Genomic DNA, 12,475 nt, shown 5'->3' on the forward strand with positions numbered 1-12,475 from the left:
CGGCCGGAGGAGACGGCGGGCCCGCGGACGCGGACGCCGCCGCGGACCGTCCCCGAGGGGGCGGTCCGCGGCGGCGTCGGCCGGCTGACGGAGGGTCAGGCCAGCGAGGCGATGGCGTCGTTGAGGGTCTTCGACGGGCGCATCACGGCGGCGGCCTTGGCCGGGTCGGGCTGGTAGTAGCCGCCGAGCTCGGCGGGCTGGCCCTGGACGGCGATCAGCTCGTCGACGATGGCCTGCTCCTGCTCGGCCAGCGTCGCGGCGAGCGGGGCGAACGCGGCGGCGAGCGCGGCGTCCTCGGTCTGGGCGGCCAGCTCCTGGGCCCAGTACAGGGCCAGGTAGAAGTGGCTGCCGCGGTTGTCGATGCCGCCCAGGCGGCGCGAGGGCGACTTGTCCTCGTTGAGGAAGGTGCCGGTGGCGCGGTCCAGGGTGTCGGCGAGGACCTGGGCGCCGGCGTTGCCGGTGCTGGTGGCCAGGTGCTCGAAGGAGGCGGCCAGCGCGAAGAACTCGCCGAGCGAGTCCCAGCGCAGGTAGTTCTCCTTGACCAGCTGCTGGACGTGCTTGGGGGCGGAGCCGCCGGCGCCGGTCTCGAAGAGGCCGCCGCCCGCCATCAGCGGGACGACCGAGAGCATCTTGGCGCTGGTGCCCAGCTCCAGGATCGGGAACAGGTCGGTCAGGTAGTCGCGCAGCACGTTGCCGGTGACCGAGATGGTGTTCTCGCCGCGGCGGATGCGCTCCAGCGAGAGCTTGGTGGCCTCGACCGGGGTGAGGATCCGGATGTCCAGGCCCTCGGTGTCGTGCTCGGGCAGGTACGCCTTGACCTTCTCGATCAGCACGGCGTCGTGGGCGCGGCCCTCGTCCAGCCAGAACACGGCCGGGTCGCCGGTGGCGCGGGCGCGGGTGACGGCCAGCTTGACCCAGTCCTGGATCGGCAGGTCCTTGGTCTGGCAGGCGCGGAAGATGTCGCCGGGGGCGACGGCCTGCTCCAGGACGGTCTCGCCCTGGGCGTCGACCAGGCGGACGGTGCCGGCGGCGGCGATCTCGAAGGTCTTGTCGTGGCTGCCGTACTCCTCGGCGGCCTGGGCCATCAGGCCGACGTTCGGGACGGAGCCGATGGTGGCCGGGTCGAGGGCGCCGTTGGCGCGGCAGTCGTCGATGGTGGCCTGGTAGACGCCCGCGTAGGAGCTGTCCGGGATGACGGCGAGGGTGTCGGCCTCGTTGCCGTCCGGGCCCCACATGTGGCCGGAGGTGCGGATCATGGCCGGCATCGAGGCGTCGACGATGACGTCGCTGGGGACGTGCAGGTTGGTGATGCCCTTGTCGGAGTCGACCATGGCCAGGGCCGGTCCGTCGGCGAGCTCGGCGTCGAAGGAGGCCTTGATCTCGGCGCCGTTGGCGAGCTTGTCCAGGCCGGCCAGGATGCCGCCGAGGCCGTTGTTCGGGTTGAGGCCCGCGGCGGCCAGGTCGGCGCCGAACGCGGCGAAGGTCTTCGGGAAGAAGGCGCGCACCACGTGGCCGAACAGGATGGGGTCGGAGACCTTCATCATGGTGGCCTTCAGGTGCACCGAGAACAGCACGCCCTCGGCCTTGGCGCGGGCGACCTGCGCGGCCAGGAACTCGTTCAGCGCGGCGGCGCGCATCACGGAGGCGTCGACGACCTCGCCGGCCAGCACCGGGACCTTCTCGCGCAGCACGGTGACGGTGCCGTCCTCGGCGACCAGCTCGATGCGCAGCGCGCCGTCCTCGGCGATCACAGTGGACTTCTCGGTGGAGCGGAAGTCGTTGACGCCCATGGTGGCGACGTTGGTCTTGGAGTCGGCCGTCCAGGCGCCCATCCGGTGCGGGTGGGTCTTGGCGTAGTTCTTGACCGACAGCGGCGCGCGGCGGTCGGAGTTGCCCTCGCGCAGGACCGGGTTGACGGCCGAGCCCTTGACCTTGTCGTAGCGGGCGCGGACGTCGCGCTCCTCGTCGGTCTGCGGCTCGTCCGGGTACTCGGGCAGGGCGTAGCCCTGGGCCTGCAGCTCGGCGATGGCGGCCTTGAGCTGCGGGATGGAGGCCGAGATGTTCGGCAGCTTGATGATGTTGGCGCCGGGGGTCTTGGCCAGCTCGCCCAGCTCGGCGAGGGCGTCCGCGATGCGCTGGTCCTCCTGGAGGTACTCCGGGAAGACGGCGATGATCCGACCGGCCAGCGAGATGTCGCGGGTCTCCACGCTCACACCGGCGGTGGCGGCGTACGCCTGGACGACCGGCAGGAACGAGTACGTGGCGAGGGCGGGGGCCTCGTCCGTGTGGGTGTAGATGATGGTCGAGTCAGTCACCGTAGCTCCAGCTTCCACGTCTGCAACGTCTTGACGTCAAGATATCTCGTCCCGGGGGTGTCTCCGCAACCAACCCCCCGGGCGGCGGTCATCCGGCCTCCGCGCGGGCGGCGATGTTGCGGGCCATCCCGCCGAAGACGGCCGCGTGGAACGGGGCCACCGACCACCAGTAGGCCTGTCCGGCCAGGCCGTGCGGGTGGAACAGGGCGCGCTGGCGGTAGCGGGAGCCGGTGCCGTCGGGGGTGACGGTGAGTTCCAGCCAGGCCAGTCCGGGCAGCCGCATCTCGGCGCGCAGGCGCAGCAGCCGGCCGGGTTCGATCTCCTCGACCCGCCAGAAGTCGAGCGAGTCGCCGACCCTCAGCCGTCCGGGTGAACGCCGGCCGCGGCGCAGGCCGACGCCGCCGGCCAGCCGGTCGAGCAGGCCGCGCACCGTCCAGGCGAGCGGGAGGGAGTACCAGCCGTTCTCGCCGCCGATGCCCTCGACCACCCGCCACAGCGCCTCGGGCGGGGCGGCCACCGAGCGCTCGCGGACGTCCTGGTAGAGGCTGCCGCCGGCCCAGTCCGGGTCGGTGGGCAGCGGGTCGCTGGGGACGCCGGGCAGCGAGGCGGAGGACCAGCGGGTGTCCACCTCGTCGTCGCGGATCCGGCGCAGGGCCAGCGCGACGGCGCGGTCGAAGCCGATCGGGCCGCCGGGCGGGTCGGGGATCCAGCGGTCCAGGTCCCGTTCGGAGCGGACCACCTCGTGGCGCAGCGACTCGACCAGCGGCCGGGCCAGGCCGCTGGGCACGGGGGTGACCAGGCCGACCCAGTGCGAGGACAGGTTGGGGGTGAGGACGGGCACCGAGACGATCAGCCGGCGCCGCAGGCCCGCGAGGCGGGCGTAGCGCTGCATCATGGCGCGGTAGGTGAGCACCTCGGGGCCGCCGACGTCGAAGACCCGGTCGGTGGCGGGGTCGTCGGGCAGGTGGGCGGCGCCGAGCAGCAGGCGCAGCACGTCGCGGACGGCGATCGGCTGGATGCGGGTGTCGACCCAGCGCGGGGTGACCATCACGGGGAGCCGTTCGGTGAGGTGGCGCAGCATCTCGAAGGAGGCCGAGCCGGAGCCGATCACCACGGCGGCGCGCAGTTCGGTGACGGGGGTGCCGCCCTCGCGCAGGGCCCGCCCGGTGGCGACCCGGGAGCGCAGGTGCGGGGAGAGCAGCCCCTCGGGCAGGTCGGGCGGGACGAGGCCGCCGAGGTAGACGATCCGCCGGACGCCGGCCCGGGCGGCGGCCCGGCCGAAGGACTGGGCGGCCTCCCGGTCGGTGCGTTCGAAGTCGGGGCCGCTGCCGAGCGAGTGCACCAGGTAGTAGGCGACGTCGACGCCGTCGAAGGCCCCCTCCAGGGTGGGCGGCCGGGTGACGTCGCCGGTGGCGGTCTCGACGGCGGCCCGCCAGGGGTGGTCGCGCAGCCGGGCCGGATCGCGCACCAGGCAGCGCACCTGCGCGCCGTCGGCCAGTAGTTCGGGCACCAGTCGCCCGCCGAGGTACCCGGTCGCCCCGGTCACCAGACATCGCACGCCGCCGTCTCCCGTCCTCCCCCCGGGTCTCCCGGTCCGGTTCCCCGTTCCGGTCTTCTGCCCCGGTCTTCGGTGCCCGCCCCGGGCCGGATCGCTCCCGTCCAGCCTCCGCCTCCTGTGGACGGAGCGCCAAGCGGGTGTGGACCTGGTGCCAATCCGGCGGGCCGGGGCGCGGCTACGGTGGGTGTCGTTCAGGGAAGACACCGCGCTCCGCGAGGTGCCGGACCCCCTCCCGATGTGGCGGGAGGGACCCTTCCGATGTGGCGGGAGGGCGTGCCGGTGCCAGGGGTGCGGGGGTGTCGCGGCGGACTGCGCTCCGCCCGCACGGGCAGGTCGCCGGTCCGGACAGTGCTTTCCCCAGCGCCGCTGTCCGGACCGGCGGCACATGCTTCGGCGGGCCCGCGCCCGGCCGCCCGCACGCCTTCCCGTCCCCGGCCGCCCGCACGCCTTCCCGTCCCCGGCCGCCCGCACGCCTTCCCGTCCCCGGCCGCCCGCGTGCCTTCCCGGGCCCGGCCCGGGTCAGTGCGGCCGGGCGGACCGGATGCTGCGCCCGGTGACGGTGGTCGGGGTCAGCCGGACCCAGCGGCCGTGCGCGGCCGGCTCGGGCAGTTCGGCGAGCAGGGCCGGTTCGGTGACGTACTCCAGCGGGCCGACCATCAGCACGCTCCAGCCCTCGTGCAGGTCCCGGTCGGCGCGGTCGACCTCGAACGCGGCGTCGCCGCCCGGGCCGGGGGCCAGCGACCCGTCCTCGGTGGTGCGGTACAGGACGGCGTGCTCGTGCACCAGGTAGCCGACGGGGCGCACCACCGGGCCCTCGGGGCCGGTGCGGGCGATCCGGCCGAGGCCGCCCACGCCCAGGCGCTGCCAGCACTCGGCGACGCCGAGCTCGCGCAGGACGGGCGGTCCGGCCAGGGCGGGGCCGCCGGTGCGGTCGACCCGTTCGGCGGGCCGGCCGGCCACCAGTTCCTCGTACTCCAGGGCGAGGACGGCGGACAGCCGCAGCAGCGCGGGCGGGTCGAAGTCGGGGCCGAGTTCCAGGACGCGGTGCAGGTAGGCGGTGGACATGCCCGCCCTGGCCGCCGCCTGCGCCTCGGTGAGCCCGAGGTCGGCGAGGCGGTCGGCGAAGCGGCGGGCGAGCGCGGCCGCGGGGGCGTGTTCGGTGGTCACGTCGGTCACCTCCCGGGGATCGTCGCTCCGGCCGGTCGGGGGGCGGTTCCTCCCGATGTGTCCGGTCGGCACCTCCATGGTGCGTGACCGGGGGCCCGGCGCGGCAGGGGCCTTGGACCCTGACCGGAGCACCGGATTCCGCTCCGGCGGCCCGGACCGGGACCAATGGCCCTGGGCCGCCGGGCCCGCCGACCCTGGCGGTCCCGCCCGGGCGGGGGCAGAGTGGGCCGCGAACCCGATGCCGGGCGGTGGAGGCCCGCGGGGATTCGCACAGGGAAGGCACTGCCATGACTCGTCCCGTTCTCGCCGCTGTCGACGCGTCCGTCCGCAGTCGGGCCGCCGCGCACTGGGCCGCCCAGGAGGCCGGCCGGCGCGGAGCCCCGCTGCGGCTGCTGCACGCCTGGCCCTACCTGGGCCGCAAGGCGAACGACCTGGTGAAGGCCGACGACCTGGAGAGCGGCGCGCGCACCATGCTGGACGACGTCGCCAAGGAGCTGACGGCCGCCTACCCGGGCCTGGAGGTGACCGGCGAGCTGGTGCCGGACGCGGCGATCGACGGGCTGACCGAGGCCGCCGGGCAGGGCGAGCTGCTGGTGATCGGCACCCGCGGCCTGGGCGGCTTCCGCGGGCTGCTGGTCGGCTCGGTCAGCCTCGGCGTGGCGGGCCGCTCGGCGGCGCCGGTGGTACTGGTCCGCGAGGGCCGCCCCGACCCGGTCTCGCACGAGCCCGAGGTGGCGGTCGGCCTGGACGCGCTGGAGCCGGACGGCGCGGTGCTGGAGTTCGCCTTCGAGGCGGCCCGGCTGCGCAACGCCCGGGTGCGGGTGGTGCACGGCTGGGAGCTGCCGCCGGCCTACGGGTACGCCGGGTGGATCCCGGTGGAGACCGAGCAGCAGGAACTGGGCGCGCTGGCGGCCGGCATGGTCGCCGAGGCGGTCGCCCCGTGGCGGGAGAAGTACCCGCGCACCCTGGTCCTGGAGGACGTGCGCACCGGCGGCGGCGCGGCCGCGCTGGTCGAGGCGTCCGAGCAGGCCGACTTGGTGGTGGTCGGCCGCCGCCGGCGCACCCTGGGCCTGGGCGGCAAGCTCGGCTCGGTCGCCCACGCGGTGATCCACCACGCGCAGGCGCCGGTCGCGGTCGTCCCGCACGACTGAGCCCGTCCCCCGGTTCCGGCCGCCCCACTGCCCCCGCCTCCTCGGCGGCAGCGGGGCGGTCGGTCGTCACGGCGCCGGGCCCGGTCGGGTCGCGGCCTCGAAGCGGCAGGCCAGCAGCGTGGCGTCGTCCTCCGACAGCGGGCCGGACATCTCGCGCACCACCGCGTCCACCAGTTCCTGGAGGTCGGGGCCGGTCGCGCAGTCGGCGACGGCGTGCGTCCGGACGGCCTCGCACAGGGCCTCCAGCCGGACGTCGATGTCCTGGTCGCGGCGCTCGATCAGGCCGTCGGTGTACAGCAGCACGGTGTCGCCGGGGAGCACGCGCGTCTCCACCGCCCGGTAGGCGACGTCGGGCAGGACGCCCAGCGGCGGGCCGGTCTCCGGCTCCATCAGGGCGACCCGGCCCTCGCGCAGCAGGACCGGCGGCGGGTGGCCGGCGCAGATCCAGCGCAGCAGCCGCCGGTCGGGGTAGTAGCGGGAGACCACCGCGGTGGCGGTGGCCTCCTCGCCCTCGTCGCAGGCGATCCGGTTGAGCCAGCCGCCGAGCGACTCCACCAGCGCGCCGGTGAACGCCAGGCCCGCCAGCGCGTGCCGCAGCATCGACATCAGGGCGACCGCGTCCAGGCCGTGCCCGCGCGCGTCGCCGACCGCCAGCAGCACCTGTCCGTCCGGGAGTTGGCGGACCTTGAACCAGTCGCCGCCGACCCCGCCCTCGGCCGGGCGGTAGGCCGCCGCGGTGCTGACGCCGAGCCCGGTCAGGAGGGCGGAGTGCGGTTGCAGGGCGTCCTGGAGGCGCTGGACGACGTGGTGCTCGGCGTCGGCCCGGCGGGCCTGCCGCTCGGTCTCCTCCTCCTGCTGGCGCAGCAGCCGCCGGCTCTCGGCCAGCTCGGTGACGTCCTGCAGCACCGCCCGCAGGCCCTCGACCGGGCCGCCCTCCTCGCGCAGCGCCTCCGCCACCAGCCGGACCCGGCGCGGCCGGCCGACCCCGTACAGCTCGGTCAGCACGTCGATGTCCTCGCCGGTGGACAGCAGCCGGTCGAGGTCCCGGTACAGGGCGGGGCGGGCGGTCTCGGTGACCCGGCGCAGCACCTGGCCCGCCGGGACGGTGTCCGTCTCGGGGGCGAGGCCGAGCAGCACGGCGAGGCCGGGCGAGATGTCGAGCCGGCCGTCGGGCAGGCTCCACTCGGCCCAGCCGACCCGGGCGATGCGCTGCGCGGCGCGGGCGATCTCCTCGGTGCGGTCGTCCGGCCACACCAGCAGCAGCCGGCGGCCCAGCCGGTGCGCGGTGACCCTCTCGTGCCGGGCCCGGGTGCTGCCGTCGGACATCGTGTGGCGCCAGTGCACCGGCACCGCGCGGGCCGCGTACCCGGTGCGCAGCACCTCGCCGACGGTGTCCGCGAACGCCGCCGTCCACAGGCCCGGGTACGCCTCGCGCAGCGAGACGCCGCGCCCCTCGGGGGTGTCCCGGTGCACCTGGCCGGGGTGGTACGGGTTGCGGACCGCGGCCTCGTTGACGATCACCGCGGCCAGGTCGCGGACGGCGCCGGACTCGTCGAGCACCGGCTCGGCCAGCACCGCGGCCTGCGGGACGGCGTCGAGCAGGTGGTGCAGGTCGAGGTCGGGCGGCCGGGCCAGGTCCGGGTCGAGCGCGGCCTCCGGGACGAGCGGCGGCGGCACGTCCGACCCGGCGGGCCGGGCCAGCCGGTGCTCCGCGCGCAGCCGCTCGACGGTGCGGCGCAGGGACTCGCCCTGGTCGGCCTGCTCCGGTCGCCCGTCCACGCCCGCCCCTCTCGCTCGCCGGGCGCCGCCCGCCCGGCACCCGCCCGCTCGGCGTTCTCCGCCACTGTTCCGGCCGCCCGTCCCCCCGGCGACCCCGGCGGACCGGACGGGTGAGCGGGCCCGGAAAGCGGTCGACCCGGGTGACAGGATCGACGGCGTGGGAGCGGACATCAGCGGGTTCGTGGAGTGCCGGCCCAGGTACGGGGGCGGGAAGTGGCGGGCCGCGCTCGACCTGGGCCTGATCCACGACGCCCGGGACCACGACGCGTTCGGCTGCCTCTTCGGCGTCCGCAACTACGCGAACTTCCGCCCGCTGGCGGCCGATCGGGGCCTGCCGGAGGACGCCACGGCGGAGGCCCGGGCGGAACGGGAGCGGGTCCTGCCGTACTTCGGCACCACCTGGACCGGCTGGGACGAACTCGCCGCCGTCGACTGGGACGAGCCCGCCGAGGACACCGACGGCCGGCTGCACCGGTTCCGGGAGACCGCGAACGGCCTGCGGCCGGCGGGCAAGGCCGCCTGGTCTCCACCGGCCACGACCCGGCCACCGCCGTCCCCTCCGTCCCGCCCCGGGCCTGACCGCCCGCCGGGCCCGGCCCCGGAAGGGTGTACTGCGGGTGCACGCCTCGTCGGTGACTCGCTGCGGGCGCCGGGAGGGGGTTGGCTGGACGGTGCGGGCGCCCGGCCCCTTCGGGCGCCACGAGAATCCGCACGCACCGCAGACCGCACGCACCGCAGATCGCACGCACCGCAGAGAGGAACCGACCGCCATGGAGTTCGTCCAGCCCGGTCCCACCAGCAAGGCCCCTTCCGACTGGTTCACCGGCGACGTCTGGTGGGACGTCGTCGCCGCCGGGCAGGAGCCCTCCCGGCTGCGGGCCAACCTGGTGCGCTTCTCACCCGGAGCCCGCACCCACTGGCACGTCCACGCGCTCGGGCAGACGCTGCACGTCGTCTCCGGCACCGCGCTGGTCGGCACCCGGGACGGCACGGTGTTCGAGGCCCACCCCGGCGAGACGGTCTCCTGCCCGCCCGGCGAGGAGCACTGGCACGGCGCCGCGCCCGACCGCTTCATGGCGCACCTCGCCCTGTGGGAGGCCACCGGCGACGGCACCCCCGAGACCAGTTGGGCCGAACCCGTCACCGACCGGCAGTACGGCGCCCCGCGCACCCGTCGGCCGTAGGCCCCGCTCGACGGGCGACCCGGCGGCCCGGTGACAACGGCGGCCCGGCGAGCGCGTGACATCCGTCATGGGCGATCACGGACCGTCGGCACTGCCGGGCCTCTCCCGCCCTCCGGGAGGATCGTTCCCACCGCACGGAGCGGAACACCACGACCAGGGGGCCGACTTGACCAGGAACCAGCAGCGCACGCCGGAGCTCGTCACGGGGACCGGCGGGGAGCCGGGGGCGGCCGGGCCGCGGCGGGTCGTCCTGCTGCTGCCCGGCGGGGCGGTGGACGGGCACGGGCGGCCCTCCCGGCTGGCCGAGCTGGGGATGGGCGTGCCGACCCGGCTGCTGGCCGCGGCCGGGCGGGCGGACGGGGTGGAGGTGGTGCGGCTGCGCTACCGGTACCGGGGGTGGAACGGGCCGGAGGCGAGCACCCTGGCCGACACCGGGTGGGCGCTGGACGCGCTGCGCCGCACGCACGGGAACGACGTCCGGGTGGTGCTGCTGGGCAACTCGCTCGGCGGGCGGGCCGCGTTCCGCGCGGCGGACGGGCCGGGGGTGGTCGCGGTGGCCGGGGTCGCGCCGTGGCTGCCGGAGGGCGACCCGGTCGGGCAGTTGGCCGGACGTCCCGCGCTGATCGTGCACGGCGACCGCGACCGGGGCGAGGCCGGTGCCGCGCGGTCGCTGGCGTACGCCGAGCGGGCCCGCGCGGTCACCGGGGTGCGCCGCCTGGAGGTGGCGGGGGCCGGACACTTCCTGCTCGCCCGGGCCGAGGACGCCTGGGCCCCGGCCGTCGGCTTCGCCGTCGACGCGCTGGCCGGGCGCGACCCTTCCACCGGCTGCCGCCGGAGGACCCGGCCGCCCGCTGCGCACGCCCGCACCGGTCGGGGCCGGGGCGCGGCGCTGAACCGCACGGCCGAACCCCGGTGCCGGACGGCGCGGTCGGAGCGCACCGGCCGGAGCGCACCGGCCGGACGCGCGGGCGGGTCAGGGGGTGGCGGAGGCGCTCGCGCCGGGCAGGTCGTCGACCTTGATGTCGTACTTGACGTCCGTGCCCGTCACCGAGGTGACGGTGACGGTGAGGCCCAGCGAGCTGCCGTCCTCGGCGGTGAGCCGGCAGCGCATGGTGGTGCCGACCTTGCCGACCAGGTCCTCGGGGCAGGTGACGGTGGGCTCGGGCTGGTTGTACTGCTCGGCGAGCGTCTTGGCGGTCTGCTGGCCGAGCTTCTCGGCGGAGACCTTCGGCAGCGCCGCGTCGTCCGACGCCGCCTTGGACCCGGTCGCCCCGGGGGCGGACGTGGAGGACCGGACGGTGCCCACGTGCACCTCGGCGGAACAGCCCGCCAGGACGGCTGCCGCGGCGGCGGCCGCGGCCATCGACGCGATCTTGGCACTGCGCGTTGCGAACACTTCGGCTCCTGCTCTCCCCGTACGCGCCGGACCCCTGCGGAGCCCCGCGCCTGCCTGGACGAAAGCCGGAGCCTAACACTCCACCACCGGCGCCCCGGGGCCGTCGGCCGCCGCCGCCGGGCGACGGGCCGTCACGTCCCGGCCGGGACAGGCTCGTTCGCCCCCGCAGCCGCCCGTCCGGATGCCGAGACGCCCGTCCCGACCGCCGGGCGCGGGCCGTCCGGCCGGGACGTGGCGGCGCGCTCCCGACGGTGCGTCATGTTCCGTACCCGCCAACTCCCCCGGGGCGGCACCGGCCCGGCGATCACGGTCCGCGGGTCGGGCACGGGGTCGGGGGCGGAAGCCCGGGCGGAACGGGCGGTCCGGTCCTGTCACAAGCCTTGACGGTCCACCGACCAGGCACCTACGGTGCGGTCACCGATGGCCCCGGGCGGGTGGCCACGGCTCCCCCACCCCGCGCCAGGAAGGGCGACCGCGTTGCCCGTGCACCCGCTCCCCCACCCGATCGGTGCCACCCGTCAGCCGGACGGCACCCTCCCCTTCCCGACCCCCTGCCCCGAGGGCCCGCCGGACGGCGTGCCGAGCGCACCGCCCGGGCCGACGCTGGCCCAGGTCGCGGCCCGCGCGGGCGTGTCCAGCGCCACCGCGTCCCGGGTGCTGAACCGGTCCGCGCCGGTGTCCGCCGAGATCGCGGCGCGCGTCGAGCGCGCGGCCCGCGAGTTGAGCTACGTCCGCCGCCGGGCGCCCGCCGCGACGGCCCGCGACACCGGGGCGATCGCCGTGGTGGCCTTCGCGGACGTGCTGCGCTTCCACGCCGACCCGTTCCCGGTGCGGCTGCTCGCGGGCGCCCAACGGGTCGTCCCGGAACGGGAGTTGGTGGTGCTGACGGCGGGCCCGGGCCCGGCCCGGCCGTCGCTGGTGCGCTACCTGTGCGGCGGGCACGTGGACGGCGTGCTGCTGGTCGGGCGGTGGGGCGACCCCGCGCTGCCGGGGCTGTTGCAGGCCGCGGGCGTGCCGGTGGTGTCGCTGGGGCGGCCCCCGCAGTCGCAGCGCCTGGCACACGTGGACGCCGACAACCTGAGCGGCGCCCGGGCCGCCGTGAACCTGCTGCACCGGGCCGGGCGGCGGCGGATCGCCACCATCGCCGGGCCGCCGGACACCGCCGCGGGCGCCGACCGGCTGGCCGGCTACCGGCGGGCGCTGGCCGACCAGGGCGACCCGGCCCGCTGCGCGGTGGCGTACGGCGACTTCGGGTCGCGCTCCGGCGAGCACGCGATGCTCCGGCTGCTCGACCAGTACCCGGACGTGGACGCGGTGTTCGCCGCCTCGGACGCGATGGCGATGGGCGCGCTGCGGGCGCTGCACCGGCTCGGGCGGCGGGTGCCGGACGACGTGGCGGTGATCGGCTTCGACGACTCCCCGGCCGCCGCGACGGCCCGGCCCGGCCTGACCACCGTCCGCCAGCCGGTCGAGGACCTGGGCGCCCGGGCGGTGGAGCTGCTCCAGGACGCGGCGCCGGGCCGCTCGGTGGTGCTGCCCACCCACCTGGTGGTGCGCCAGTCCTGCTGACGGCCGGCCCGCCCCCGCGGTGCGAGCCGCGGGGGCGGACCACCGAGGAGGCCGCGTACGAGAAGGTGCTCTGGTTCGAGCTGCTGCACCACGACCCGGGCCCGGGGCGCGCCACGACCCGGACCACCCGTCGGCCGGGGCCCCGGCGCCGGGCCCGTTCGCACCGGGCGGCGGGCACTGGTACAAGCGGGCGGCGGACTGTCGAACGACTGTCGAACGCGCCCCCGGCGGGGTGGCGGACCGGGCCGCCGCGCCTGGCGCACGCAGGCGAAAGAGCTGTCGAATATCCGTCGAACGCGGGGCCGCGAAAGGTTTCGACGGGGCGTCGACCACCCCGTGCGGCGGGGTTCCCGGGG

At 76.6% G+C, this 12,475-nt stretch carries 8 protein-coding genes; 3 read left to right on the forward strand and 5 right to left on the reverse strand.

Annotated features, from left to right (window positions below):
• Window positions 1–95 precede the first annotated feature (95 nt).
• The 3 genes from HUT16_RS03965 to HUT16_RS03975 all read right to left on the reverse strand — a co-directional run bounded on the left by HUT16_RS03965 (window position 96) and on the right by HUT16_RS03975 (window position 5,040).
• On the reverse strand, window positions 96–2,315 hold the full coding sequence (locus HUT16_RS03965) for an NADP-dependent isocitrate dehydrogenase (RefSeq protein WP_176185495.1): 2,220 nt from the start codon (window positions 2,313–2,315) through the stop codon (window positions 96–98).
• Between the two features lie 88 nt (window positions 2,316–2,403).
• The gene (locus HUT16_RS03970) at window positions 2,404–3,873 is read right to left on the reverse strand and encodes an SDR family oxidoreductase (protein WP_176185497.1); all 1,470 of its coding nucleotides are present in this window, start codon (window positions 3,871–3,873) and stop codon (window positions 2,404–2,406) included.
• Between the two features lie 519 nt (window positions 3,874–4,392).
• Entirely contained in the window at window positions 4,393–5,040 is a 648-nt protein-coding gene (locus tag HUT16_RS03975; protein WP_176185499.1) for a pyridoxamine 5'-phosphate oxidase family protein, read from the reverse strand.
• A 287-nt stretch (window positions 5,041–5,327) separates the two neighbouring features.
• On the opposite strand from HUT16_RS03975, the gene HUT16_RS03980 reads away from it, so the two are divergent.
• On the forward strand, window positions 5,328–6,191 hold the full coding sequence (locus tag HUT16_RS03980; protein WP_176185501.1) for a universal stress protein: 864 nt from the start codon (window positions 5,328–5,330) through the stop codon (window positions 6,189–6,191).
• Between the two features lie 66 nt (window positions 6,192–6,257).
• Here the strand turns inward: HUT16_RS03980 and HUT16_RS03985 are convergent, their stop codons facing one another.
• Window positions 6,258–7,970, reverse strand: a complete 1,713-nt coding sequence (locus HUT16_RS03985; protein WP_176185503.1) for a PP2C family protein-serine/threonine phosphatase — start codon at window positions 7,968–7,970, stop codon at window positions 6,258–6,260.
• Window positions 7,971–8,740: 770 nt separating this feature from the next.
• On the opposite strand from HUT16_RS03985, the gene HUT16_RS03990 reads away from it, so the two are divergent.
• Window positions 8,741–9,154 carry a cupin domain-containing protein gene (locus HUT16_RS03990; RefSeq protein ID WP_176185505.1) on the forward strand — a complete coding sequence of 138 codons (414 nt, stop codon included), beginning with the start codon at window positions 8,741–8,743 and terminating at the stop codon, window positions 9,152–9,154.
• 973 nt (window positions 9,155–10,127) lie between these two features.
• On the opposite strand, the gene HUT16_RS03995 is transcribed toward HUT16_RS03990, so the two are convergent.
• Complete coding sequence (locus HUT16_RS03995) at window positions 10,128–10,550, reverse strand: DUF4333 domain-containing protein (protein WP_254897622.1); 423 nt, start codon at window positions 10,548–10,550, stop codon at window positions 10,128–10,130.
• Window positions 10,551–11,033: 483 nt separating this feature from the next.
• On the opposite strand from HUT16_RS03995, the gene HUT16_RS04000 reads away from it, so the two are divergent.
• A complete protein-coding gene (locus HUT16_RS04000; RefSeq protein WP_217712021.1) occupies window positions 11,034–12,119 on the forward strand; it encodes a LacI family DNA-binding transcriptional regulator in 1,086 nt (361 codons plus the stop codon).
• Window positions 12,120–12,475 lie beyond the last annotated feature (356 nt).

Source organism: Kitasatospora sp. NA04385 (assembly GCF_013364235.1).
GTDB lineage: Bacteria > Actinomycetota > Actinomycetes > Streptomycetales > Streptomycetaceae > Kitasatospora.

Coding starts and splice junctions, on each gene's coding strand:
- HUT16_RS03980 (WP_176185501.1), top strand. CDS start 5,328: ATGACTCGTCCCGTTCTCGCCGCTGTCGACGCGTCCGTCCGCAGTCGG.
- HUT16_RS03990 (WP_176185505.1), top strand. CDS start 8,741: ATGGAGTTCGTCCAGCCCGGTCCCACCAGCAAGGCCCCTTCCGACTGG.